This window comes from Ruegeria sp. HKCCD6647-2, from assembly GCF_057221075.1.
Genome location: NZ_JBWVBD010000004.1, coordinates 129081 through 152978, shown reverse-complemented (window position 1 = coordinate 152978; position 23898 = coordinate 129081). Strand labels below are relative to the sequence as shown.

Sequence of the window (23898 nt, the reverse complement as noted above, 5' to 3'; positions counted from 1 at the left end):
TGCGACATGGGCCCGACACCGGAACACCCCGCCCGGTTTCAACTTCGGGTGCTGGCAGGTCTCCCGGCTTGCGGATGTCAGAACGGTTGTTCTGTCGGATGTCCCGCCTTCCCGGCCTTGCGGGCCAGTGGCTTTGGGCACCCTCTCCGGTCACGGTCGCGGGGGCGGCTGCGTTTGACGGATAACCGCTGACGCATTCCCTTTTCATCCAAAAATGGACACCAACGGATGCGACATGCGGCACCGGTGGGCGCCTTGTCAAGCGAGTCGCACACTTCTTGTGCCTCAGGGGGTGAAAAGCGACCTGCCGGCGTCGCTGGGCGGCATGACGTATTGTGACGGGCCATGGTGCCATGGATCGCAGAATGCGAACAGGGAGCACAATAATATGAAAGTGGGTTTCATCGGACTGGGAAATGTAGGCGGCAAGCTTTCGGGTTCATTGCTGCGCAACGGTATTGATCTGACCGTGCATGACCTGAACCCGGATTTGGTTGCGGAGTTTGTGGCCAAAGGCGCGAAGGCCGCGGAAGGACCGGCCCAGCTGATGCGCGACTGTGATGCGGTGATTACCTGCCTGCCATCGCCTGCGGCGTCGGACGCTGTCATGCAGGAGATGCTGCCCGAGGTCGGACCCGGCAAGATCTGGATGGAGATGTCCACCACCGACGAGGCCGAGGTGAAACGTCTGGGTGCAATGGTCATCGAACGTGGAGGTAAGGCGGTCGACTGTCCGGTCTCGGGGGGATGCCACAGGGCGGCAACTGGCAATATCTCGATTTTTGCAGGTTGTGATCGCGAAACGTTCGAACAGATATTGCCGTTTCTGACAACGATGGGGCGGCGTGTTCTGCATACCGGCGAACTGGGCTCGGCCTCGGTATTGAAGGTGCTGACCAACTATCTGGCCACGGCCAACCTGATCACGTGCGCCGAAGCGCTGGTTACGGCCAAGGCGGCCGGGATGGACTTGGGCACGACCTATGAGGCGATCAAGATTTCTTCGGGGACGTCGTTCGTCCACGAAACCGAAAGTCAGGTCATCCTGAATGGCTCGCGCGATATTTCTTTCACGATGGACCTTGTGAAAAAGGATATCGGCCTGTTTCAGGAAGTGGCCGACCGTGCCGGGGTTCCGTTGGAAATCAATCCGGTATTGATCAAGATATTCGAGGACGGAATCGCCCGTTTTGGGGAGCGTGAACTGTCCCCCAACATTATCAAACGTCTGGAAGAGGCCACAGGGCTGGACATCCGTGCGCCCGGCTTCCCACCGGAGATGTTGGACGACGAACCCGAAGAGCCCGGATACGAGGTTATCCCGCAGAACCGGGCGGCGGGATAACAGGACGACTTTGATCGGATGCCTGCCTAAACTGCGCTATCGAAGGTAGGCATACCAAAAAATACTGCTGATGCACCCTTGGCACACAATGCGTTACTTGGCGCTTGGCCCCAGACGTAATTGATCTGATTTCTGGATTTTCGGAAATCGGCGTACTCTGTGATTTAAGTCGTTTTATTGTCTGCGGATTTTTAGGGGTGGCATAAATGCGGGTTCTCTTCAAGCAAGCGTTGGTAATATTCTGGTTGCTGTGGTGGGCCTTCGCTTTTCTGACTGATTTCATTGGCGGTTTGGAACTGTTGGGCGTGACCTCGACACCGTGGTTTGACGGTCACAACTATCCGTTCCTGAAAAAGACGCTTGAACAATTCGGAGCGTCCACGGCCGTAGATGTCACTCTGTTTGTTGGCATTATTATCTGGCTGCTATTGTCGACCTTGTTGTTCGCCGTCGCGGCAATAACGCCCTACTCAAAAAAGGATCTGTGGCTCAAACGGGTCGACGCTGCGTTTATTGTCTCGCTGGGCCTGTGGCTTGCGTTCTTTCTGTCTGATCAAACAGTTATGAACTTTGATCTTGAAGAGAACCATATGGTTCAGGGGGGCTTTCAGCTTTTGTGTTACCTGACCATTTATCTGTTGCCCGATTGAATGCGCAGAGATCGGGGCGTGATCCGTGTTGAAACGGTTTCTTCGCTGCAAGGTTGTTCAGATTTGCGCACGGATAGTTCAGGGAGAAAGTGATCCGGGCCAAGCTCTCAGATGCAATTGCACTTGAAAGGAAAATGCGACTGGCAAAGCGGATATAGTAAACGGCCGGGGCGGGTGGCTGAGTGGATGGAGGCGAGTACCGGACCCGCTACCATTTTTCTAAGCCATTGGTAGGCCTGAATAATCGGGTGCGAGGTTGAGGTCTGTGTCGCACTTCGTGTCACACTTGTGACGCACCTAGTGGTGTTTTGTCAACGTGGCAGATCGCGTCAAGGCCAGTGACGGTGGGCACTTCTTCTCTCCTAGGACGGGCCACTAAGTCCGATGGGTTCGGCAGTGGCAATCCGGTCGCATAGGGGGTACGGGGGAAGTGCCCCCACCTTGGGTAATAGATGGGGGCTCGGAAAAATGTGTCGGGTTTTTGGGTCACGTTGCCTAGGCGATGTAAACTAGTGTCTTGAGGTCAAAGAGGTCCTCGGGAACGATCTTGTGCAAGCCTTCGGCGTAACGCGCGCGCACCCACTGACCATCTGAACGGAAGGTCCAGAAGACATTGCGGTACTCGCGGTGCTGGACACGTATTTTCTCGGTGTTCCGATCTGATTGGAGCCGACCTGTCTCACCATCGTCCTTGATTTCTACCAGTGCAATAGTGTCTCGCGTGGTTCGCCCACTAACTCCGACGATGAAGTCAGGGAAAAAACGATGTCCTGAAGGAAGGATAAGCCTTGTTGCCCAAGTCTCGTTCTCCGGATTGCGCATCCACCATTTGACAGTCCCTGTCGTATCGGCGTCTAAGAACTCCGCAAAGCCCAGTTCCTCCTTGTTCAGGCGGTGGGGGAATACTCCGTATGCAGACTTTTCGGCCTCTCCTAGTCCGTCTGGTCCGAAGTACTGCAAGGGCACTGGTTCGCTACTGTCAACCCGAACATTGCGGGCTTGGGCGGTCTTGATTGCGTCTTTCAGCTTCTCTGGTTCCAGCATCCCGGCAAGGTCAATAGCGCGTCGGAGGTCCTGCTCTTCGGCGTCAAAGCCCTTCTCATAGGCTATTGCCCGGAGTTCTTCGACCAGTGCTCGCTTCAACTGTCGTGGGTCGATAGCGTCGTTGAAGTTGAAGGCAAGTTGTGCCTTCTCTGCTACCCTAGCATTGGAAAGTCTCAGCCGTAGGTCGATTGTTTCCTGCACCTCAGCGGCAAACAAGTCACGGAGGTCAAGGTGCGCATTCGCTAGTTTGCGCTGCAGAAGCCCTGTTACTCCTGCTGAACGGCAGAACTCCTTTGCGATGTCCTGCACAAGGTCATTCAGTTTGGTTGGGTCTGGCGGTAGCTCCCTGAATAGTGCTTTCGGTAAGTCCAAGTCCTTGCGGATTGGGTAGGGGCGAAACTCCGGCTTGGGCTTCACTATCGAGGTGCCCGGCTTGGCGCTTTCCGGCAGTTCGCCAAATAGTGGTGTACTGCTCATGTGTTGCCAAGTTTCGCCTGCAACAATGGCGCGGTCTTGCTCCGCGTCGGTCATTTCTTGCACTTCTGCCTTCACCACGCCTTGTTCGATGAGGTTAGTTAGGCGCTGTTGCCTGTCGTCTGCGTCGTGAGGTGCCCGAGGTGTAAAGTTAGGTCGCGGTGCTTCCGACGCAACCACGGGCTTATCAGCATTGCCGAACTCATAAACGTCGAGGTTGTCGGTGATGAGGTCAATGCTCTCCTGCACAGCCTTCAACTCGTCCACGGCGGCTTGGAGCCCTGACTGCATGTACGGGTCTGTCAGTAGCACATAGCCACTGTCTAAGAGGGCATCTTGCCCATGTATGGGGCGCACAGAGGGGTGCACTCGCATAATGCGGCCCACGATCTGCAAGCCGAAGTCGCGGCCGCGATTGGGGCGCACCGAAACCAAGGTCCACGCTCGTGGTGCGTCAAACCCAGTAGCTACCGCAACCTTGAATATTAGAACGTGGATGTCCGGGTCGTAGGCGAGCGAGTGGAAGTCCGGGTCCGGTTGGCCGGAGGTATGTGTTGCAATTGCCCTGTCCTCAACCCCGATCTCCACCAGCTTGTCTCGCACGCGTTTCACCGGGTCTTCCGCACCCTTGGCTTGGTCTTCAACCTGCACCAGCATCAAGGGTGTCACCGCCAGCCCGCGCTCTTTCAGCCGCTCGTGCACCCGGCGGTGCTGTGTCCACCCGGCCTGTAGCGTAGCTTGCTCATGGTCGATCAGATCGCGGTCGCCTTCACGGAAGCGGATTAGGCCCAGCTTGAGCCCTACTTTGTTGAGCCCCGCGTCCACGACCTCGGCGCGTGGGACAATGACCCGACTTGCGACTTCGATCCCGGCGACCCGCTCAAAGGCTTCGAGTTTGTCGTCGTTCGGAGTGGCCGTCGCAAGGATGGTAAAGTCGGGTTGGATGTGGTCGAGGTAGAACTTGGCCGCTGCTGAGGCAGAAGCGCCAAAGTTCAAATGGGCCTCATCAATCACGACCCCGACAAAGAAGCCTGCGTCTCGCAAACTGGCGATCAGGTCGTCAAAGGACAACGCAGCTTCGCTCGTGCGCCGAACTTTCCGGGCGTCCTTGTTGTTGGCGGCGACCGTCGCCCACGTCTGGATGAATACGTCGCCATCTCGCGTCCCGATTGCCTCCCGGTCCTTCGCCACGTCACGGATGCGCAGCCCGCCACATTGGGCCACCAGAGCGTCGCGGGTCTGATTGACGAGCCCAGAGTAGGGGGCGAACCATAGCCACACCACAGGGCGGCTTAGCGCCCCTCTGAGGCCCTCCAGCGCCCGACCCAGTACAAGTGTCTTGCCAGACCCCGTCGGGCTCTGAAGGAGCGTCACGCCGCTTTTGAGCGAGACGGTTTGTCTTTGGTCTGGGTTGCGGTCGTGTAACTCTGCCACCTTACGGACCACACCCGACAGCGCGTCCACGGCGCGGGTCTGATAGCGGGCAAGTGAAAGGCGCTTCGTCATTGCTGGAACCGCTTCACAAGCGTTTCCCGTACTGGGCGGATGTCGACATGGATACCTTCAAGGTGCTGTGCGATCTGACCCGGCGCCCATGCATAGACGAAAAGGTTTTGCCGGTCCCGTCCCTGCAACCATTCGAACAGAGCGGGGTCGAAGCGGTCAACAAGCACCAGCGCAGTTTCTTCGCCGTTGTGCAGGTTCCATTTTGCGTCCGGGTCGTATTGCGTCAACGGCAGGTCGTGCATTGCCTCCAGTGCTGTCCAAGTGTCGGAAGGCTGCAGGTCATAATCGAGGTCTTCAAACGCAATCTCGTGCGTGCGCAGATAGGCGAACCCTGCTGCGAGGTCAGCATATTTCTTGTCGTCGCTGACGTTCAGTCGGCGGATGCGCTCTGCGGTCACGTCTTGGCAGATGTTCTTGTCTGGGTGGTCTTCTGTGGCCTCGGTGGAAGATACCATGATGAAGCGGCGATTGCCGCCATCTTCCGCATTAAGTTCCATCACCGCCTGTGCGGTGGTCGCGGAGCCTGCGAAGAAGTCGAGTACAAGGTCTTCCGGCCCGGTGGCCTGCCGTACCAACTCTCGAATAAGCGAAACCGGTTTGGCATAGTTAAATGCCTTGGAGCCAAAGACCGATTTGATCTCTTTCGCGCCCTCATCATTCGTACCAATAACCAAAGTGTTGCTGTCGTCGTCGAGCATTTCTGCTTCCGTACGCGGACTAATCCAACTCGACAAAGGCTGACGGGGGTTGCGTAGGTCCTTCTTGTAGCGCTTGAACGCCGGGGTTCCGTAACCGATCTTGCGACCCACCCAGTTCTCGAAGCCGGGAAGGTCGGGCCGGATCAACGGAGCCCGACCACTTGTAGGAACATCGCCACTCGCGCATGCAGCTTTCAGTTCTTCCAAGGTGGCGAAAATCCGGAACTCAGGATCTTCGGGGAAACGTATGTGACCGGCGGCAATCCACTCCTCCATGAACTTTGTCCTCGCGGACTTCGATCGTTCTTTGCTTGGGTACACCCACACCCGGTTGGGATTGGATGGGTACCAAATGTCATTCTCGCAGTCGTACAAAGGGTAATACAGGTTGGGCCGTTCACGGTAGTCAAAGCCGAGCGTCAGGTCGCTGAGGCGGTACCAATCATCTCTAGTTTCATCGAAGTGCCTGTACATCGAATAGGATTTTTCGTTGCCAAGAAACCTAAAGTCGTCCTTCGCATACACGAGGATATGCTCGTGATCCGGGCTAAGAAAAGCACGTTGATCTGCGTTGGACCCTTGCCGCGTTCGCCACGGCATTGTGGCGATCCGCATGCCCGGTAAGGCATCATCCATCATCAACTCCAGCAACGCACGCTGCTCGTCGCTTATGGAAACCAGGAGCACCCCGTCTTCTGCAAGCAAGTCGCGAGCGAGCGTCAGTCGGCGGTGTAGGAACTCTAGCCAGGTGGATTGGCGGAACCGGTCTTCCGCGCTCATATACCGATCGTTGTAGACCCAATCCTTGTTGCCGGTGTTGTAGGGCGGGTCGATGTAGATGCACTTGACCTTGCCTGCGTGCGTCATCCGCAACCACCGCAGTGCGTCGAAGTTGTCCCCCTCGATCACCATGTTCTCCCATGGTGCGGCTTTGTCTGACAGGTCCAGATCGATCTGACAGGCGATGAAATTGGCATCGACTGCTTTGTCTGCGTCGATTTCATCACGCTCCCACACTAAACCCAGCTTCTTGGTTCGGTCGCGCTTCTCCAAAAGCTCGATGAGTTGCGCGTGGGTGAGGTTGTCGTATTTCCCGGCCATAATAGTGGGTCTGCCCTTGTTCTTAGTTAATTGCACCTTAGGCGTGTGATCGAATACATGGAACCCACAACCAATGTGAAGCTCAATTCAAAGAAGATAGATACACGGCCGTGAATGCCCGCCCTTTTGACCCACAGTGGGCGACAGATAGCCCAACACTCAATGCGTATTTAGACAGCCTATGTGCGAGCCTATCAGTCAGGAAGGAAGGTCAACGTAGGCGGAGGCATGATGCTCAAACACGCTACGAAGCGTCTTTACGGTGCATCGTACTCGATTTGTTTAGGGCACACCTTAATGATCCAACACTTGAAGTCGGCATAGGGACGGGTACGAACTACCTGCAAGACCTAAGCAAGTCCCGGTACGGTGCCAGCTTCATCTCGGCGCGCACGTTCATCGACGCAATGAATGCGCTTCAGGGCGCAGGGCTTATGGTACTGAGTACACCTCATTGGCACGACCCGGAGAATAAGCGTAGTCGGGTAGCGCGGTACATGGCGACACCTAACCTGATACGCGACATAAGTCAGACTGGGGCTTCCGCCGTAGACCTTCGTAGGCACAAAAATGCAGAGGGCATACGTCTTAAGGATAGCAACAAGGCCCTCGTTGAGTATGGTGAGGTTGCCTTTACTACAGCAGCGCGAGACCGGTTGAAGTCTATTAACGAAATGCTCAGTGGACACTGGGCAGACTTGGCGCTGAGTGATGAACAGCTTGCTGAAGAGACGGTGCACATTAGAGGGACACGAGACGAGGAGGCAGCACAGTCCTTCGACTTTGCCGCACGCAACGTGTACCGCGTCTTCAACAACAATGACTGGCAACAGGGTGGGCGCTTCTATGGTGCGTGGTGGATAAGTTGCCCTAGTAGGTTGAGGCCGTACATCCTGATAGACGGGAAGCGCACAGTTGAGGTGGACTATTCAGGGTTGCACGCTGCTATGCTCTACGCTGAAGCGGGTTTAGAGGTGCCTATGGACCCCTATGCGAGATGTATGTCTGTGACAGGCGACAAGGAGGAACGCCGACTGGTGAAGCGTACTTTCAATGCGCTCCTGAACGCCGACAAGGTAGGTCGAGTTAGTGAGATTGAGGGCTACACATCAGACCTAACCGGGCGAGACTGGCCGGAGTTCAAGCAGTTCATTGTGGATAAATACCCAGAGTTCCGCCATCACTTCGGTTCAGGGGTGGGGCTTAGGTTGCAGCATAAGGATAGTGATCTAGCAGAGGCAGTCATGTTGCAATTCGCTGCTATGGGATATGCTTGCCTTCCCGTCCACAACAGCTTCACCGTTCACCATGGGCTGGAACACGACTTGGCCAACGCAATGAGCAGGGCATTCCATTCGGATTTCGGCGTAGACGGAAAGGTCGGAGTAGAAGTGGGTGTTGGTGAAACACTTGAAGGGAGCTGCACACCGATTGGCTTGGATATCAATGATCTACTGCACCCAACAGGCTATGAAGGAAGATTGTCCAAATTCTGGTCTACTATGGGAGACAGGTAAGCTGGCCCAGTGCATATTAGTCTTTCTTGTTTTGTAGATTTTGTAAGCGAATGCTGAGCTACAGCAGGGCTACTCCATGGCCTGACAAAAAAAAGAATATTAATCTGGTTATATTCACCTGTTCGGTCACACCTACGGCGCTCCCTCCCTTATTACTAGTAACGATAAGGAGCGCCGGGGCTGGTTCAGACCTGAAACCGTCCGATAGCGACTTTGAGTTGCGCCAATGTGTAGCCTTCTCGGTTATAGACCTCCTGCGTAACGCCAGAGCGCGCATGACCAACGATGCATTGGACAATCGGCTCGGGAACGTCCGCTTGGCTTAGTCGCGTCACGACCGTATGTCGCAGGCTGTGAAATACCAATCCGGGCTCTTTGAGGCCCAGTTTAGGCAAGAAACTCTCGTTACACCAACGCCCAAGGTTGCGCCCATAACCGCCATTGGCACTGTAACTGTAGTCAGGAAACAAGCGTGTGCCTTGTCGGCGGCTGCCCACAAAGTCTAGGAAGCCTAGGCGGATCAAATCTGGGTGTACCGGAACCTTCCGTCGCGCTGCTGTGGACTTCACGCTCTTGTTGTCGTCGTCACCTTCGTCCGTGATGTTGAGGAACCACGTGCCGCATTCTTGCTGCACATCCTTGATGTCGAGTTGACATATTTCATTCAGCCGGGCTCCAGTGAATATGCCAAGCAGCATCCCCCACTTGTGGCTGTCCTTACGCACCAGCCCAGACGGGTTCGTGGTGAGTTCAGGGTGCAAAAGCCGGGTTTGCTCAGGAGAGAAGGGTTTGCGCTGGCTCTTACTGTTTTTGTCTTTTGCTACCTTCATGCCGTCGAAGAGGCTGTGCGGCGAATAACCGTGCCGTTCGGCCCAATCAAAAAAACTCTTGAACATTTGTATGTGGCTATTGATCGTCTTGGGGGCGATCTTCTTCTGACCCGGCAGCTTGATGACTTCCATCAAAGGCGTGTTTTTTAATGCAGGCTTGGTGTTCCGACTGGATGGTAAGGCTTGAAGAACTTTTTTGACTGCGTTCGCATCCTGCTTCGTAATCGTGCTCAGCAACCGGTCTGGCCCGAAGTACTCAATAAGGATGTTCAAGTACGCGCGGTTCTGGCCAATTGTTTTTTCTGCCCACTGACGCGAATGTTCCTTGATGAAGTCATCAATCGCCGTGCCTAGTGCCGAAGAGGCAGAGAGGGCTTTTGCTGGCGGCGATATCGTCACGGCTGGCGTGACATCATAAGAATAGTGCTCAAGGCGTTCTACGGCCTCCAGAACGCGCCTGAGCATATCTCTGCGCCCCTTTCGCCACTCCCGGCGAAGGTCCATCTCGTTATCGTCCCAGTCCTGTGGGCTTATGTCAGAGGCTTTGCAAAACGCATCGCTGTCGAGATAAAGGTCGGACAGTAGGTCCTCGCCTTCCGCAGCGTTTTCATGGATTTCAATCTCGTGCTGCATCGCACTGATTGATCCATCTGGAAAGCCTTTGTCGTTTAGCCGTTCCAAATACTTGTCGAGCGAAGCCTTGAAGTACCGATGCACCATTGATCGGATTTGGTCTTGTCTTAGTCGGGGCACGTTTGTTTGATCCGGTATTAATCGACCGCAAGATGCAAGAAAGCGCGCCAGATCACCAGCCCTATGCGGGCAGCGAGTACGCAGCGATATTCTTACAGATGTTCTCCTTTGCTCAGAAGACGGAGGGATAGGCCAACGAAAGTAATAAACACCGTGTCTTGAAAGGCTTAGGTAGGATGACTGCATCATTGTAGGTGTGTCCCACTTTGTGTCACACCCGAGCACCAGAGGGCTAAGTCAATGATTTAGAATAAAATGGAGGCGAGTACCGGAATCGAACCGGTGTACACGGATTTGCAATCCGCTGCGTCACCACTCCGCCAACTCGCCTTTTCAAGTAAAATCAATCACTTGCCGTGGTGTGATGGGCGTTCTAACAGCTTTCGCAGGGAACGTCCAGAGGGTTGGTGGCAAAACCGGTGCAACAATGCACATCGCGTGTCGCAATTGACTGCACGATTTTGCCGCGGCAGGATTCCGTCCATGGCCCGTTGCCGCAGGGGATTGGATGTGGCACAAGCCGGTCAAACTCGGGACTATGGAAGAGCGATCATATGACAGATTTCGCGGCTCGGCGCCTAACGATGGTTGATACGCAGATTCGGCCCTCGGACGTGACAAAATTTCCCATCATCGACGCAATGCTGAATGTTGAACGCGAGAGATTTGTACCGGACGCACAGCGCGAGGCAGCCTATGTCGGCGACCTGATCGAGCTTAGTGACGGTCGCTGCATGCTGGAGCCGCGCACTCTTGCGAAAATGCTGGATGCCTTGAACATTTCCAACGACGAGATAGTGTTGGATATCGCTCCGGTCCTTGGGTACTCGACTGCTGTTACGGCCCGTATGGCGCAGCTGGTCGTAGGTGTGGAAGATGACGAAACGCTTGCGTCAGAAGCACAGACCGTACTGGTGGAAGCGGATGTCGACAACGCCATCATTCACACCGGACCGCTGGATCAGGGCGCGGCTGAACACGGGCCTTATGATGTGATATTGGTCCAGGGCGGTGTTGAACGTTTGCCGGACGCGTTGCTGGACCAGTTGAAAGAGCACGGCCGGATCGCATGCCTCTTCATGGAGGGCGAATTGGGAACCGTGAGGATCGGTCATAAGTCCGGTGGCCGTGTCACCTGGCGCTATGCATTCAATGCCAGCGCACCGGTATTACCTGCCTTTTGTGCTGAGTGTGCATTTTCGCTATAGTAAGGCATTAGAAATTTTTTGCCTCCTTGATTACTTGAAAACAAGGGCGCAAAGTGCCTGTGAGGCAGTGAAAAATTGATTTGAGAGGGTTAGAAAATGCGTGGGACAGCAGGAAGAAGGCTGGCCAAAGCCTTTGCGCTGGCGGCCGGTATTGCGGTTAGTGCGTTGCCCGAAAGGCCCGCTTGGGCTGACAACATCACCGATGCTTTTATTGGCGCCTACAACACCAGTGGCCTGCTTGAGCAGAATCGGGCCCTGTTGCGAGCAGCCGACGAAGACGTGGCAATTGCGCTGTCGGCGTTGCGGCCAATTATCAATTGGTCGGTGCGCGTCAGCGACCAATACAGAAAAAGCAATGTCAGCACTGCGGTTACCACGATCAGGCCAACAAGTTTCTTTTCAGGTCTGACGCTGAGCCAGTTGATCTATGACGGAGGAGCCTCGGTTCTGGGGAAGCAGTCCGCGCAGGAGACCGTTCTGGCGACACGGCAATCGCTGATCGACATTGAGCAGCAAGTCCTGATCCGCGCGGCGAATGCCTATCTGGGTGTTCTGCTACAGGAAGAAACCGTGGAAATTCGGCAGAACAACGTAAACGTTTCTGCAGAGGAACTCCGGGCGTCACAGGACCGGTTCGAAGTGGGTGAAGTCACCCGCACTGATGTGGCTCTGTCCGAAGCGCAATTGGCCAGTTCGCAAGCGGATCTGGCGGTTGCACGCGGTGAACTGAGCATCGCGCAGGCCGAGTATGTAAACGCAGTCGGCAAGGCCCCGGGGCGAACCGCAGGTCAACCGAGCTTGCCCAACCTGCCGCGTTCCGAAGCCGAAGCCGTCAGCCTGGCGCAGCGCAACCACCCGGCCATTCAGTCCGCGAAGCACCAGGTGCGGGCGCTGGATCTGATTGTTCAGCAGCAGCGCGCCAATCTGGGCCCGAACGTCACTTTGAACGCTGATGCCGGGATCACCGAAAGCTATGACAACGACGACTATATCAACGACGCGACGATCTCGCTGAACTTCAATCAGCCGATTTATCAAGGTGGCGGTCTGGCGGCCGCGGTGCGTCGTGCAATGGCTACGCGGGATGCCTCGCGGGCGAACCTGCTGAACGTGCAGAAGGATATCACCCAAGGGGTTGTCGACCGTTATGCCGCTTACCAGGCTGCGTCAGCCAGCCTGAGGGCTTCGACGGAACGGGTTCGCGCCTCGCAGGTCGCGTTTGACGGTATCCGCGAAGAAGCGACTTTGGGCGCGCGCACCACGCTGGACGTTCTGAACGCACAACAGGACTTGCTGGATGCGCAGTTAGCCGAAGTTGCATCGCGGACCGAACGGTCCCGAGCAGCATATCAGCTGCTGCAAGCACAGGGTCTTTTGACGGCGGAACGTCTGGGACTGGCCGTTCAGATCTACGATCCGACGCTGTACTACAATCTGGTCAAAAAGGCTCCGTCGCAGGTCAGCAAACAGAGCCGCGATCTGGATCGGGTGCTCAAGGCCTTGCGTCGCGACTAATTGGCGTTACTACCGGTTGTTCGCTTTGGCAGGATTGGCTACACTTGAGCCAGGGCTGAGAGCGGTAGAAAAAAATGTCAGATAGTCTTGTGAATACAGATGCTGAGGATGTTCTGTCGTCGATCAAACGTTTGGTCAACGAAGATGGGCGCGAGGAATCGGAGTTTATCTTCATTCCGACGCCTCCGGCACGAAAGCCGGGCAGGCTGGTTCTGACCGATGCATTGCGCGTTGGTGGTGAACCGATGCCCGAAGACAAACCCACGCCATTGAAGCTGACCATTGAGGACAGCGCAGAAACCACCACACCTGCAGAAGCCGCAAACGTGTCGGTAAGCCCTAAAGAACCGATGCGTTTGCAGCCTTGCGACGCTATTCAGTCAGAGGCAGCCGCGCCATCGACCGAAGCGACAACAACAAAGCAGGCAGTTTCCGAAGACGGCAATGTTGGCCCGGAACGTGGTGACGCCAAACGGGATCTGGCCGGTAGTCTGAGCGCAAAGATTGAAGCGTTGGAAGCAGCAATTGCCCGTACCGAAGATCAGTGGGAACCGGACGGCGAAAGCAATGACGATTACTCCGGTACCCGGATGCGGTCCATGAACTGGTCAGTCCACGGCGGGTTTGACGAGTCGGAAGAGACTGAAAATGACGCGGCCGATTCTGCGGGGGAGTCTCGTTTGACCTTTATTCGCCATTCCGACAAGGCAGAGGCCGCACCTTCTGAGAATGAGGATGCGCAATCTTCCGCCGAATTCCCCGATGAAGAAGCTTTGCGCGAATTCGTGGCGCAGGTCGTGCGGGAAGAACTGCAAGGTGCTTTGGGGGAACGGATCACACGGAACCTGCGCAAAATGGTTCGGCGCGAAATCTACCGGGCAATGATGGCCCAGAAAGTAGAGTAGACTCACTTCCGACCGGGCGTCTGGGCCAGCGACAGCAACAAGTCCAGATCCATGTTCCGTTCCAGGTGATCGGCCAGTGCATCCAATACCTGATCGACACCGTCTTCATATGCGATCTCGGAAGTGACGCCAAGCTTTGACAGATAGCTGGATCGAAACGCGTCGGATGTGAAAATACCGTGCAGATAGCTGCCACGGATGCGCCCGTTGGCACTGGCCGCGCCTTCAGGGCGCCCTTCGATTTGCAGCCATGCGCGAGCGCAATCGGGACCTTCAGTGCGCCCCATGTGGATTTCGTAACCGCTGACAGGTTCACCGCCGGGAAGGGCCATAGCCGTGCGCAGAGTGACCTGTTTCTGACCTGCCATGACGGTTTCCACATCCAGCAGTCCCAGACCTTCAACCGAACCGGGGCGCCCGTCGACACCGTCCGGGTCCGAGATGGTTTTGCCCAACATCTGGTAACCGCCGCACAGCCCCAAAACGTGGCCCCCGCGACGCACATGGGCGTACAAATCCACATCCCACCCCTGCGCGCGGAAATACGTTAGATCACCGATCGTCGACTTGCTGCCAGGTAACAGAACCAGATCCGCATCACCAGGCAGGGCACGTCCGGCCGGTACGATCTCGACCGTCACGCCGGGTTCGGCTGACAGAGGATCGAGATCGTCGAAATTGGCCATCCGCTCCAACTGAGGCACCACCACTTTGCAGGCGCCGCCGGTATGCGAGCGGATATCCATCATATCCTCAGCAGGCAGCCTCCACGCGTCCTGAAACCACGGAACTACACCAAGGCAAGGCCAGCCGGTCCGCGCGGCGATGTCGTCGCGTCCCTCATCGAACAAAGAGACATCACCCTTGAACCGATTGACCGCAAAACCACGGATCATCTCAAGGTCGCCGTCTTCCAACACCGCCTTTGTGCCAACGATCTGAGCAATCACGCCGCCCCGGTGGATGTCACCGACCAGAACGACAGGTACGCCGGCGGCGCAGGCGAAGCCCATATTGGCGATATCTCCCTTACGCAGGTTGGTCTCGGCCGGGCTGCCTGCGCCTTCGATCAGAACCAGATCGGCATCGGAACAAAGCCGGTCAAAGCTCTGCATCGCAGCGTCCAGCAACTTGGACTTGTCCCTGCGATAGTCCCCCGCTTTCATCGTACCGGCGCGCTGGCCTTGCACGATAATCTGCGCGCCGGTGTCAGTTTCCGGCTTCAGCAGGATTGGATTCATGTCCGTATGCGTTGGACGATTGGCCGCGCGAGCCTGCAAGGCCTGCGCCCGACCGATTTCGCCACCGTTTTCGGTGACGGCGGCATTGTTCGACATGTTCTGCGGTTTGAACGGTGCAACGCGTAAACCGCGGCGCGTATAGGCGCGTGCAAGCCCGGCCACCAAAACCGATTTTCCGACGTTGCTGCCGGTGCCCTGAATCATGATGGACCGAACCATGGCCTGTCTCCTATGCTGACGCGCAGATGACCCGATTTGCGGGCAAAGGAAAAGCCCCTGATGAACACGCCCGCGCATCTTTTGATCGGTGCAGCCGCCTTTGCCCGCCCGGCCAGGGGACGCATGCTTGCAGCGGCACTGCTGGGGTCGTTGATACCCGACCTGTCCCTTTATCTGCTGGCGGGTGTCTCGCTATTCGTTCTGAACATCCCCGAGCAGGTGGTGTTCGGTGAGCTGTATTTTTCTCCGGCCTGGCAGACGGTTTTTGCCATCGACAATTCGTTTGTCCTGTGGGGTCTTTCTCTCGGAATCGCTCTGTTCAGCGGATCGCGGGTATGGATCGCGGTGACTGGGTCAGGGTTTTTGCATCTGACGATGGATTTCCTGCTGCACGCAGGCGATGGCAGACCGCAATTCTGGCCTTTCAGTGGTTGGGTTTTTCACAGCCCGGTCAGCTACTGGGATAGCTCTCATCACGCGCTGTTGGTCGCGCCAATGGGCGTCCTGGTCTGCGCGGGTTCATACCTGATCTTGTGGAGGCGCGGGATTGCGCTGTGGGCAAAGCTTTTCTTTGCCGCATTGTTGGTGGCCGAGCTTTGGGTGGCGCGACAATGGTTATTGTACTTCTGAAGCTGTTGGGAAAAAGAAAAACGCGCCCCAAAGGCAGGAGCGCGTTTTTTCATAAGAAGTCGCCTTGTATCAGGCGGCTTCGGCCTGCTGAGCGGCGTTGCGACGCTCGCTTTCTTCGCGCGACAATGCCACCGAGGTACGCACTCCACGACCAACGAATTCCATCAATCCGCTGACAACCCGTTCGTTCGGGTCGATACCTGCGCAGGACAACACTTCACGACCGTCGCGCGAACGTGCCCAGCGGGCGATCTGTTCGGGGCCATTGCCATACTTCTTGTCATCGGCAATAGCGTCATCAAGTGCAGCCAACACAACGGCCGCGAAAAGTTTGCGTGCACGATTGCCCTGTTCGTTATTAAAGGCAGTGCCGTCAACGAAATCTCTCATCTCGTCTTCCTTGTTGTTCTTGCTCTTGCATTTTCGGCGTGACGGTCCTTATGACCTATTAGGTGCGATTCGGATACACCTAAAATGCATAGTTGCGTTGCGTCATTTGCATAGCTTGCTGCAAGTGCAGCACTAGGTCTCGTTGTCTTGTCAGGTGTAGTCACGCCAGATATAGGGACGCCAACTGACGCATCAACCGTTTGTGAAGGATTTATGTAATGCCCAAGATAAATGGGAACGAAATTCGCCCCGGCAATGTGCTTGAGCATAACGACGGGCTGTGGGCGGCGGTCAAAGTGGACCACGTAAAGCCCGGAAAAGGCGGCGCATTTGCCCAGGTCGAACTGCGCAACCTGCGCAACGGATCCAAGTTGAACGAACGTTTCCGCTCGGCTGACAAGGTTGAGCGCGTTCGCCTGGAACAGAAGGATCAGCAGTTCCTGTACGAATCTGACGGTATGCTGGTCTTCATGGATGCCGAAACCTACGAACAGATCGAACTGCCTGCGGATCTTCTGGGCGAACGCCGCCCGTTTCTGCAGGACGGCATGACAATTGTGGTCGAATTCTACGAAAGTGAAGCGCTGAATGCGACGCTGCCGCAGAAAGTGACGTGCAAGATCGTCGAGACCGAGCCGGTGGTCAAAGGGCAAACCGCCGCGAATTCGTTCAAACCAGCGGTACTGGACAACGGAGTTAAGGTCATGGTGCCGCCGTTCATCGGTCAGGACGAAATGATCGTGGTGAACACCGAAACCATGGAATATTCCGAACGCGCATAGGTTCTGGCGCAAAGGCAACAAAGACCGTGACAGCCATGCTGCGCGGTCTTTTTTATGTCCTGCGCCGTGGGCGGCGATAACGGGCAGGGTCGGGGCCGAACAATTCCAGCATCAACTCGAACTTGATCCGATTTGCGCTGACCTGCCGGTAAAAGGCGATCAGAAATGCGGTCGGACCCTGTATGCGGCTGAGTCCGCTGGTGGCGGCCACCACCGTTCCGACGTCGGTCCTGCCTTCAAGCACCAGCCAGCCGCCCAGCATCAGAATACCCACTGTTCCGGCACCGTTGATCACGCTGAGCAGGAATTTGGCCGACAGTTTCCAGATGAACATCCTGCGGCGGGTTTCGTAGATATCGTCAAACAGGGCGTCGATGTCCCGTGCCACCGCGTCGATATCCTCGGTTGTCAGGCGATCGGTTGAGTTGCGAAGAATGCGGACACGTTCGGCGACAAACACGTTCACTTTGCGCTGAGACACCAGAACGATGATGATCTGTGGAACGATCATCGAAAACGCGATCAGGCCCAATCCGGGTTGCGTCGATGAGATGTAGCCGATCACGCTGATCAGCGTTCCGATTTGCACGACGGGATCGGAAAAGGCGCCACCGGCGAATTTGCCCAGCTCTTCTGCTTCGGCAGAGATTGCGGTGGTCATTGTACCTTTGCGGAATGGCTGGCCCTCGTCGTTCAGGTCCGACGTGCGAACCAGCAGGCGTTGGCGGATCATGCGGATCAAATCCTCGCCCAGAGTTCCTGCGCGGTAGCCCAGCACCCATTTCAACGCGAGGCTCAGCAGGATCACGGACATCATTCCCCCGCCCAGATATAACAATCGTTCTGTATCGACATCGTCTGTAGTGAGGTGATTGATGATGTCGCGTTGAAACTCCAGCGGCACAGCGGCAAGTGCCGCGACGGCCAAGGATAGCAGGATGAGTATGATTTGCCGCCCGGCGCTGGCGCGCCAGATCGCCGTGTACAAGCGAAACATGCTCGATTTCCCTCACGATACCATTCTATTCAGTGATACCGCGCCGTCCGACAGGTTCAAATGCGCTGGAAGTTGAATGGGCAGGGGCGTGCCGCCGGGGCAACAAGTGTCAGTCCGTCAGTCGCAGGTTTGCGCTGCCAGCCTGCATATCCCCGCGGGCGCGATCCAGGCGCAAATAGGCGATAGCCTTTCCGTTGGATTGCGTGAACAGCGTTCCGGCCGGTTTTCCTTCTGACAGGATTTCCGTCCCGACCGGAGCCGCTCCGGACACCTCCACCGTGCGAAGGCCTTTGCGCAACTCGGTCTTGTGCTTCATGCGGGCAGTGACTTCTTGTCCGACATAACAGCCTTTTTTGAAATCCAGACCGTTCAGAGCCTCAAACCCGGATTCCAGGATGTAGCTGTCCGATGTCAGTTCGATACCGCTTTCCGGGATGCAGTGGCGCACGCGGATGGCATCCCAATCGGTTCCGTCATCGGATTCTTGCGCAGATGAGTAGGCGCGCCAACCCATATCCGGATGCCGGGGGTCGGGCAGGGCGCCCTCCGGGGCATCGCCCGTGCCGCGCTGCAGGTTCAGGTCGGTATCCTCAATCGAAACGTCCGCGCGCAACTTGTACATCGACAGGCGTTTGGCCAGTCCATCTGCAAGTTCATCCGCTACATCCAGCAGGACTGCGTCACCGTCGCGTTTCAGAAAGAAATCGGCCAGATATTTGCCCTGAGGCGTCAGCAGTGCCGCGTAAACCAGCCCGTTTTCAAGCCTCTGGACATCGTTGGTGATCAGCCCCTGCAGAAAGCTGTCCGTGTCCGTCCCGGTCAGGCGCAAAATGCGGCGATTGGGCATGGGTTGATCCTCGTCATTTGGTCTGGCTCCGTGATATAGGAGATCTCGCTGCCATGACCAGAGGGTAACAGACGTGTCCGCACCGATCAGTGTTGTAATCCCGACCCTGAATGCATCCGCTGATCTGCCCAGAACCCTGCTGTCGTTGATGGAGGGCTTGCATGCCGGCATGATCCGCGAACTGATTATTTCTGATGGCGGATCAGATGATGCGACGCTTGAGATCGCCGAAGAGGCCGGGGCCCGGATGATTGCAGGCGACCCCTCGCGTGGTGGGCAGTTGCGACGGGGCTGTGCGGCGGCCAAAGGGGAATGGATACTGATCCTACACGCAGACACGGACCTGCAACCGGGTTGGAGTGAGGTTGTCGGCGAACATCTCGAGACGCGTTCTCCGGCTGCCTTTAGGCTTCGCTTCCGTGTGGGCGGTTTTGGTGCCAGATGGGTTGCAGGCTGGGCAAATCTGCGCAGCGGGGTGTTTGGATTGCCTTACGGGGATCAGGGGTTGCTGGTCCTGCAAGAGGATTACCGGTCAGTTGGCGGCTATCCGGATCAGCCTCTGATGGAAGATGTGGCGCTGGTCCGGGCGTTGCCGCGTGCGGTCCTTCTGAAGGCCGTCGCCGTTACGAGTGCGGAACGCTATACTCGTCAGGGCTGGATACGCCGGGGGGCGCGGAATCTTTGGACTCTGACACGCTATTATCTAGGGGCTGATCCGGAGAGGCTGGCGCGGGCTTATCGACGCTGAAGGTGCTGCGCAGTTCGACAATCGACTTTCCCAGACGGAAAGGGGCTGCAAAACTGACGAGGCACAGCGCAATGATCTGCAATACCAGAATATGCGCGTTGGCCTGCAGATACGCCCATTCATCCTTGAGCTTGCCGACCTGCTCGATCAGATCATCATAGCTCTGGGCGAGGATCAGATAATCCCCGGCGATGGCGGGTACTTTGCGGCGCATGTTGTCTATGGCCGTCTGTGTGGCGTCATCCAGCGAGGTGAAAACCAGAAACTGTTCGATGTCGAAGGCGTCGGCCTTTGCGGCCATATCGCGAGCCTCGTCCATTTCGTCCTTGGCTTGGCGTCCGAACAGAAACTGCAAGCCCTGCAAAGGCGCAACCTCGTTGGTTACAGCGATGAACAGGGGCAAATCCGCGTTACTGGCGGTCGAAGCGGAAAGGAACTCGACCTTGTCACATAATACGGCTGTATCGGGGTCAAATGCCGGATCACAGAACCGCAGCCTGAACCGCGCAGCGTCGCGGTCAAATGCCAAGGTTGCGGCATAGGCCACATCGATCTGGCGATCCAGCCGGGAACTGTCCGACGTGTAGAGGCCCGCCAGCACGGCCACAAGGGCACCGACACCACCGAGAACAACCCAAACCAGATCGGCCAGTTTCCAGGCCCGGTGCCCGGCTGGTTTGCGGAACAGAAACCCGGTTCCGACGAGGCCGATCAGAAAGAAGACGATCAGCAGCAGCAATTGGTTCTCGGTAACAAAAGTCATGGCCCGAGTGTAAGAGCTGCGCGCAGGCTGGCAACAGGGCTCACGCGCTGTTGTAGTTTATCAGGGGTTCACGACCCTGAGCTTTGACCAAATTTGCGAAACAGTTTGGTCCGGTCGAAAGCCTGTTCCAACTCGTCCGTGCGATCCTTGACGCTGTCCCACAGACGCTCCTGCATTTCGGCGATGACGCATTCCAACAGAACCAGCAGGGAAGCCATCGAATCCCACGCGGAAGGCACTGCAATTCGGGCCGCAAACGTGTGTTTCGCCAGTCGGTGGATCGGGGATCGCCACTGGTCCGTCAACAGGACGACCTCGGCCTTGCGCTCGTGACACAGTTGTCCGATCAGCAGGGTGGTGTTTTCATAACGACGGACATCCAGGGCCACCAATACATCGCCTTCGCGGACTTCCAGCAAATCATGGGTCCAGGACGCAGCGTCCGCCAGCAGTTTCACATCCGGACGGATCATCTGCAGATGAAGGTACAGATATCGGGCAAGCGTTCCGGTGATGCGTCCGCCGGTGATAAATACACGCCGTTTCGGATCGCAGAGCAGACGGCAGAAACTGTCGAACTCTTCCGGGTCAACTTCGTCGATCGACCGTCTCTGGTTTTCCAGCGCCTGGCGGGAATAGCGGTTCAGGATGTGTTCTTCCGGCAGGTCGTTCTGCCAAACGTCGCGCTTGGCTTCGGGCCCAGAGATCATCTCTTTGACCTCGCCCCGCACCGCAGCCTGAAACTGCGGATACCCCTCGAAGCCGGTTTTCTGCAACATGCGTGCAACGGTGGTAGTCGAGACCGAAGCCACACTGGCCAGCTCGGTTATGCTGCCCAGACCCGCCATTGGGTAATCGTCCAGCAGCACGTTTACCAATTGCCGCTCTGACGGTGTCATTTTTTCCCGATGCGACAGGAGTTTTTCAGTTACCCGCACAAGGATCCTCCGTTGGTTGCAGTCCGTTTATGTGAAATTTTTGACGCTGCAATCAAGTCTGGAGAAATTTGTACAGGAAAATTATTGACAGGTGAATGGCGAATGTAGAGATTTTTCCGCATGGAATCGCAGGACAGCAAAACCGACTTTGGACCGGTCGTTCACAAAACGCAGGCCGAGGGCAGGCCCTCGGTTCTTGTAGTTTGCGAACATGCCTCCAATCGAGTGCCAGAGTTTCTGGGGAATATGGGTTTGGTCGAAGCTGCTTTGCACAGCCATATTGCCTGGGACCCGGGTGCGTTACCGGTGGCGAGGGCACTTGCGGACCAGATGTCGGCATCCCTGGTTTACGGTGGCGTGTCGCGTCTGGTTTATGACTGCAACCGCCCACCGGAAGCTGCGGATGCCATGCCGGCGCGCAGTGAAGATGTAGAAATACCGGCAAACGCCAATCTGACGCCTGAAAAACGGGCAGAGCGGGTCGCGCAGGTCTACACGCCATTTGCGGCGGCTCTGTCGAACGAAATCGCCACGCATCGCGAAACACTGGACCTGATGGTCACCGTACATAGCTTCACCCCGGTTTATCGCGGTGAAAACCGTAGTGTTGAGCTGGGTCTGTTGCATGGCGCGGACAGTCGTTTTGCCGAAACGATGATGACAATGGCGCCGACGGATCTGCCCTATGTCACGCGGTTGAATGAACCATATTCTGCTGCGGATGGTGTCGCCCATACGCTGGATGTTCAGGCTGGCCCCAGCGGGTTGCTAAACGTGATGATCGAAATCCGGAATGATCTGATCCGCACACCGGAACAACAGCGGGGAATGGCGGATTGGCTCGCTCCCTGGATCGAACGAACCCTGGCGGCACTACGCGAAAGGGGGCTCGCATGATCAGGATGATGGCCGGATATGTACGCGTGGTGGACGCTATCAACTACCGGATTGGCCGTGTCATGATGTGGGGCCTGTTCGTCATGATGGGCATCCTGTTGTGGTCCTCGATCTCGAAGACCTTCTTTTTGCCGTCGCTCTGGACGCTGGAAATGGCGCAGTTCGCTATGGTCACCTACTACATCGTAGGAGGGCCGTATTCGATCCAGCTGGGCTCGAACGTGCGGATGGACCTGTTCTATCACAACTGGAGCCCGCGCAAGAAAGCGTGGTTCGACGCCTTCACGGTGATCCTTCTGATCCTTTACCTTGCCGTGCTTTTCTACGGAGGGTTGGGGTCGACCGCCTACAGCCTTGGCTACTGGGGCGATGCGCCGATTTCGTATTTCACCGGGCTGATAACGGGTACCGAGGAAATCGGTCGGCTTGAGCGATCATCAACGGCGTGGCGCCCCTACATCTGGCCGATAAAGGCGATCATGGTTTTCGGCCTCTTCCTGATGTTGCTGCAGGCGATATCGGAATTTTTCAAAGACATAGCCCGGATCAACGGGCAAGAAATCGGGGTCCATCGGGCATGAGCCAGGAATTTATTGCCATCTTCATGTTCGCATTGATGATGCTGATGCTGTTCACAGGTCAGCGTGTCTTTGGTGCGATCGGTGCTGTGGCTACGATTGCGGCGCTGGCCTTGTGGGGTACGGGTGGGCAGGACATCACGTTCTCGGCCGCGATGAAACTGATGAAATGGTACCCTCTGCTGACTCTGCCGATGTTTATTTTCATGGGCTATGTGCTGTCTGAAAGCCGGCTGGCGGATGACCTTTACCGGATGTTCCATGTCTGGATGGGGCCGGTGAATGGTGGGCTGGCGATTGGAACCATCGGATTGATGGTTCTGGTGTCGGCCATGAACGGCCTCAGCGTGGCGGGCATGGCCATCGGCGCGACGATTGCGCTGCCGGAACTGCTGCGGCGTGGCTACGACAAGACCATGGTGACAGGTGTCATTCAGGCGGGGTCCAGTCTGGGAATCCTCGTCCCACCGTCTGTCGTGCTGGTTCTGTACGCCATGATCGCGCGTCAACCGGTAGGGCAGCTATGGCTGGCCGGTATCCTTCCGGGGTTGCTGATGGCCGGTTTGTTCATTCTGTACATCTGGATCAGATGCCGCATTCAGCCGCATCTCGGTCCCGCAATGGAAGACGCGCACGAAGTGCCACGTGCCGAGAAGATCAGGTTGCTTGGGGCAGGGGCGCTGCCGTTGATCATCTTCGCGGCAATGATGGTGCCTTTTGTTAACGGCTGGACCTCGCTGGTCGAAAGCTCGGCCATTGGGGCGCTGACGGCGCTGGTTGTCTCGGTCATCAAACGTCGGATGACGTGGAAAATATTCGAAGACTGCACAAAACAGACGCTAGCGATCTCCTGCATGTTCATGTGGATTATCCTCGCCGCGCTGGGCTTCGGAGCCGTCTTTGACGGGCTGGGTGCGGTGAAGGCCATCGACAACCTGTTTACCGAACAGTTGGGTCTTTCCCCCTGGATGATCCTGATCCTGATGCAGCTCAGCTTCATCGTTATGGGGACATTCCTTGACGACACGGCAATGCTGGTCATTGTGGCCCCACTTTATGTTCCTTTGGTCGGTGCGTTGGGATTTGATCTGATCTGGTACGGCGTGCTGTACACGATCACCACCCAGATCGCCTATATGACACCGCCCTTCGGCTACAACCTGTTCCTGATGCGCGCGATGGCGCCACCCGAGATCAGCCTGAGGGACATCTACCGCTCGATCTTTCCCTTTGTCGCGGTGATGGTTCTGGCATTGGTGATCATCATGGTATTCCCGGAAATCGCTCTGTGGCTGCCCGGTTACATTTACGGAAATTAACAA

The 23898-nt window shown here is 56.5% G+C and carries 20 protein-coding genes, 1 tRNA gene, 1 pseudogene and 1 riboswitch; of the genes and pseudogenes, 12 read left to right on the top strand and 10 right to left on the bottom strand.

The window, feature by feature from the left end; all coding sequences use genetic code 11:
* Nucleotides 1–36: 36 nt before the first annotated feature.
* A riboswitch (cobalamin riboswitch) is annotated at nt 37–241 on the bottom strand.
* Between the two features lie 84 nt (nt 242–325).
* Complete coding sequence (locus AC2TDJ_RS12200; RefSeq protein ID WP_480843031.1) at nt 326–1345, top strand: NAD(P)-dependent oxidoreductase; 1020 nt, start codon at nt 326–328, stop codon at nt 1343–1345.
* A 206-nt stretch (nt 1346–1551) separates the two neighbouring features.
* A complete protein-coding gene (locus AC2TDJ_RS12195; protein WP_480842545.1) occupies nt 1552–1995 on the top strand; it encodes a hypothetical protein in 444 nt (147 codons plus the stop codon).
* Between the two features lie 495 nt (nt 1996–2490).
* On the opposite strand, the gene AC2TDJ_RS12190 is transcribed toward AC2TDJ_RS12195, so the two are convergent.
* Both AC2TDJ_RS12190 and AC2TDJ_RS12185 read right to left on the bottom strand, forming a co-directional pair.
* A complete protein-coding gene (locus tag AC2TDJ_RS12190; RefSeq protein WP_480842543.1) occupies nt 2491–5019 on the bottom strand; it encodes a DEAD/DEAH box helicase in 2529 nt (842 codons plus the stop codon).
* Nucleotides 5016–6818, bottom strand: coding sequence for a site-specific DNA-methyltransferase (locus AC2TDJ_RS12185; protein WP_480842541.1), 1803 nt, complete (start codon nt 6816–6818; stop codon nt 5016–5018). The genes AC2TDJ_RS12190 and AC2TDJ_RS12185 overlap by 4 nt, the downstream gene beginning before the upstream one ends.
* Nucleotides 6819–7315: 497 nt before the next feature.
* Here AC2TDJ_RS12185 and AC2TDJ_RS12180 point away from each other — a divergent pair, with 497 nt between their 5' ends.
* A complete protein-coding gene (locus AC2TDJ_RS12180) occupies nt 7316–8335 on the top strand; it encodes a hypothetical protein (RefSeq protein WP_480842539.1) in 1020 nt (339 codons plus the stop codon).
* Between the two features lie 185 nt (nt 8336–8520).
* Here AC2TDJ_RS12180 and AC2TDJ_RS12175 read toward each other — a convergent pair whose 3' ends face one another.
* Both AC2TDJ_RS12175 and AC2TDJ_RS12170 read right to left on the bottom strand, forming a co-directional pair.
* Nucleotides 8521–9885: a tyrosine-type recombinase/integrase gene (locus tag AC2TDJ_RS12175; protein ID WP_480842537.1), complete on the bottom strand. Its 1365-nt coding sequence runs from the start codon at nt 9883–9885 to the stop codon at nt 8521–8523.
* A 289-nt stretch (nt 9886–10174) separates the two neighbouring features.
* Nucleotides 10175–10248 (bottom strand) — tRNA-Cys (locus tag AC2TDJ_RS12170).
* A gap of 224 nt (nt 10249–10472) precedes the next feature.
* On the opposite strand from AC2TDJ_RS12170, the gene AC2TDJ_RS12165 reads away from it, so the two are divergent.
* The 3 genes from AC2TDJ_RS12165 to AC2TDJ_RS12155 all read left to right on the top strand — a co-directional run bounded on the left by AC2TDJ_RS12165 (nt 10473) and on the right by AC2TDJ_RS12155 (nt 13546).
* Nucleotides 10473–11126: a protein-L-isoaspartate O-methyltransferase family protein gene (locus AC2TDJ_RS12165; RefSeq protein ID WP_480842535.1), complete on the top strand. Its 654-nt coding sequence runs from the start codon at nt 10473–10475 to the stop codon at nt 11124–11126.
* 96 nt (nt 11127–11222) lie between these two features.
* Nucleotides 11223–12641 carry a TolC family outer membrane protein gene (locus AC2TDJ_RS12160; RefSeq protein ID WP_480842533.1) on the top strand — a complete coding sequence of 473 codons (1419 nt, stop codon included), beginning with the start codon at nt 11223–11225 and terminating at the stop codon, nt 12639–12641.
* 74 nt (nt 12642–12715) lie between these two features.
* Nucleotides 12716–13546, top strand: coding sequence for a hypothetical protein (locus tag AC2TDJ_RS12155; RefSeq protein WP_480842531.1), 831 nt, complete (start codon nt 12716–12718; stop codon nt 13544–13546).
* Between the two features lie 2 nt (nt 13547–13548).
* Here the strand turns inward: AC2TDJ_RS12155 and AC2TDJ_RS12150 are convergent, their stop codons facing one another.
* Nucleotides 13549–15006, bottom strand: a complete 1458-nt coding sequence (locus AC2TDJ_RS12150) for a cobyric acid synthase (RefSeq protein WP_480842529.1) — start codon at nt 15004–15006, stop codon at nt 13549–13551.
* Nucleotides 15007–15066: 60 nt separating this feature from the next.
* On the opposite strand from AC2TDJ_RS12150, the gene AC2TDJ_RS12145 reads away from it, so the two are divergent.
* Nucleotides 15067–15636: a cobalamin biosynthesis protein CobQ gene (locus AC2TDJ_RS12145; protein ID WP_480842527.1), complete on the top strand. Its 570-nt coding sequence runs from the start codon at nt 15067–15069 to the stop codon at nt 15634–15636.
* Nucleotides 15637–15705: 69 nt separating this feature from the next.
* Here the strand turns inward: AC2TDJ_RS12145 and AC2TDJ_RS12140 are convergent, their stop codons facing one another.
* The gene (locus AC2TDJ_RS12140) at nt 15706–16026 is read right to left on the bottom strand and encodes a DUF6280 family protein (RefSeq protein WP_037310273.1); all 321 of its coding nucleotides are present in this window, start codon (nt 16024–16026) and stop codon (nt 15706–15708) included.
* A gap of 218 nt (nt 16027–16244) precedes the next feature.
* On the opposite strand from AC2TDJ_RS12140, the gene efp reads away from it, so the two are divergent.
* The gene (gene efp / locus AC2TDJ_RS12135; RefSeq protein ID WP_480842525.1) at nt 16245–16808 is read left to right on the top strand and encodes an elongation factor P; all 564 of its coding nucleotides are present in this window, start codon (nt 16245–16247) and stop codon (nt 16806–16808) included.
* A 52-nt stretch (nt 16809–16860) separates the two neighbouring features.
* On the opposite strand, the gene AC2TDJ_RS12130 is transcribed toward efp, so the two are convergent.
* The gene (locus tag AC2TDJ_RS12130; protein ID WP_480842523.1) at nt 16861–17805 is read right to left on the bottom strand and encodes an ABC transporter transmembrane domain-containing protein; all 945 of its coding nucleotides are present in this window, start codon (nt 17803–17805) and stop codon (nt 16861–16863) included.
* A 109-nt stretch (nt 17806–17914) separates the two neighbouring features.
* On the bottom strand, nt 17915–18652 hold the full coding sequence (gene ygfZ, locus AC2TDJ_RS12125) for a CAF17-like 4Fe-4S cluster assembly/insertion protein YgfZ (RefSeq protein WP_480842521.1): 738 nt from the start codon (nt 18650–18652) through the stop codon (nt 17915–17917).
* 73 nt (nt 18653–18725) lie between these two features.
* Here ygfZ and AC2TDJ_RS12120 point away from each other — a divergent pair, with 73 nt between their 5' ends.
* Complete coding sequence (locus AC2TDJ_RS12120; protein WP_480842519.1) at nt 18726–19400, top strand: TIGR04283 family arsenosugar biosynthesis glycosyltransferase; 675 nt, start codon at nt 18726–18728, stop codon at nt 19398–19400.
* A 7-nt stretch (nt 19401–19407) separates the two neighbouring features.
* On the opposite strand, the pseudogene AC2TDJ_RS12115 reads toward AC2TDJ_RS12120, so the two are convergent.
* Both AC2TDJ_RS12115 and AC2TDJ_RS12110 read right to left on the bottom strand, forming a co-directional pair.
* Nucleotides 19408–20163, bottom strand: a pseudogene (locus AC2TDJ_RS12115) (hypothetical protein); the annotation flags it as partial.
* Between the two features lie 68 nt (nt 20164–20231).
* Nucleotides 20232–21101 (bottom strand): MurR/RpiR family transcriptional regulator, encoded by an 870-nt coding sequence (locus AC2TDJ_RS12110; protein WP_480842517.1) that lies wholly within the window; start codon nt 21099–21101, stop codon nt 20232–20234.
* A gap of 120 nt (nt 21102–21221) precedes the next feature.
* On the opposite strand from AC2TDJ_RS12110, the gene AC2TDJ_RS12105 reads away from it, so the two are divergent.
* The 3 genes from AC2TDJ_RS12105 to AC2TDJ_RS12095 are packed head-to-tail and all read left to right on the top strand — an operon-like array spanning nt 21222 to nt 23895.
* Entirely contained in the window at nt 21222–21998 is a 777-nt protein-coding gene (locus AC2TDJ_RS12105; RefSeq protein WP_480842515.1) for an N-formylglutamate amidohydrolase, read from the top strand.
* Nucleotides 21995–22579, top strand: coding sequence for a TRAP transporter small permease subunit (locus AC2TDJ_RS12100; RefSeq protein WP_480842513.1), 585 nt, complete (start codon nt 21995–21997; stop codon nt 22577–22579). Before AC2TDJ_RS12105 ends, AC2TDJ_RS12100 begins: the two co-directional genes overlap by 4 nt.
* Nucleotides 22576–23895, top strand: a complete 1320-nt coding sequence (locus AC2TDJ_RS12095; RefSeq protein ID WP_480842511.1) for a TRAP transporter large permease — start codon at nt 22576–22578, stop codon at nt 23893–23895. Before AC2TDJ_RS12100 ends, AC2TDJ_RS12095 begins: the two co-directional genes overlap by 4 nt.
* Nucleotides 23896–23898 lie beyond the last annotated feature (3 nt).

Bases quoted from the DNA above. Each gene is read 5' to 3' on its own strand.
- AC2TDJ_RS12130 (WP_480842523.1), bottom strand. From the start codon at position 17,805: ATGTTTCGCTTGTACACGGCGATCTGGCGCGCCAGCGCCGGGCGGCAA.
- AC2TDJ_RS12145 (WP_480842527.1), top strand. From the start codon at position 15,067: ATGAACACGCCCGCGCATCTTTTGATCGGTGCAGCCGCCTTTGCCCGC.
- AC2TDJ_RS12155 (WP_480842531.1), top strand. From the start codon at position 12,716: ATGTCAGATAGTCTTGTGAATACAGATGCTGAGGATGTTCTGTCGTCG.
- AC2TDJ_RS12095 (WP_480842511.1), top strand. From the start codon at position 22,576: ATGAGCCAGGAATTTATTGCCATCTTCATGTTCGCATTGATGATGCTG.
- AC2TDJ_RS12190 (WP_480842543.1), bottom strand. From the start codon at position 5,019: ATGACGAAGCGCCTTTCACTTGCCCGCTATCAGACCCGCGCCGTGGAC.
- AC2TDJ_RS12200 (WP_480843031.1), top strand. From the start codon at position 326: ATGACGTATTGTGACGGGCCATGGTGCCATGGATCGCAGAATGCGAAC.
- AC2TDJ_RS12100 (WP_480842513.1), top strand. From the start codon at position 21,995: ATGATCAGGATGATGGCCGGATATGTACGCGTGGTGGACGCTATCAAC.
- AC2TDJ_RS12160 (WP_480842533.1), top strand. From the start codon at position 11,223: ATGCGTGGGACAGCAGGAAGAAGGCTGGCCAAAGCCTTTGCGCTGGCG.
- efp (WP_480842525.1), top strand. From the start codon at position 16,245: ATGCCCAAGATAAATGGGAACGAAATTCGCCCCGGCAATGTGCTTGAG.
- AC2TDJ_RS12195 (WP_480842545.1), top strand. From the start codon at position 1,552: ATGCGGGTTCTCTTCAAGCAAGCGTTGGTAATATTCTGGTTGCTGTGG.
- AC2TDJ_RS12165 (WP_480842535.1), top strand. From the start codon at position 10,473: ATGACAGATTTCGCGGCTCGGCGCCTAACGATGGTTGATACGCAGATT.
- AC2TDJ_RS12175 (WP_480842537.1), bottom strand. From the start codon at position 9,885: ATGGTGCATCGGTACTTCAAGGCTTCGCTCGACAAGTATTTGGAACGG.
- AC2TDJ_RS12150 (WP_480842529.1), bottom strand. From the start codon at position 15,006: ATGGTTCGGTCCATCATGATTCAGGGCACCGGCAGCAACGTCGGAAAA.
- AC2TDJ_RS12140 (WP_037310273.1), bottom strand. From the start codon at position 16,026: ATGAGAGATTTCGTTGACGGCACTGCCTTTAATAACGAACAGGGCAAT.
- AC2TDJ_RS12185 (WP_480842541.1), bottom strand. From the start codon at position 6,818: ATGGCCGGGAAATACGACAACCTCACCCACGCGCAACTCATCGAGCTT.
- AC2TDJ_RS12105 (WP_480842515.1), top strand. From the start codon at position 21,222: ATGGAATCGCAGGACAGCAAAACCGACTTTGGACCGGTCGTTCACAAA.
- ygfZ (WP_480842521.1), bottom strand. From the start codon at position 18,652: ATGCCCAATCGCCGCATTTTGCGCCTGACCGGGACGGACACGGACAGC.
- AC2TDJ_RS12180 (WP_480842539.1), top strand. From the start codon at position 7,316: ATGGCGACACCTAACCTGATACGCGACATAAGTCAGACTGGGGCTTCC.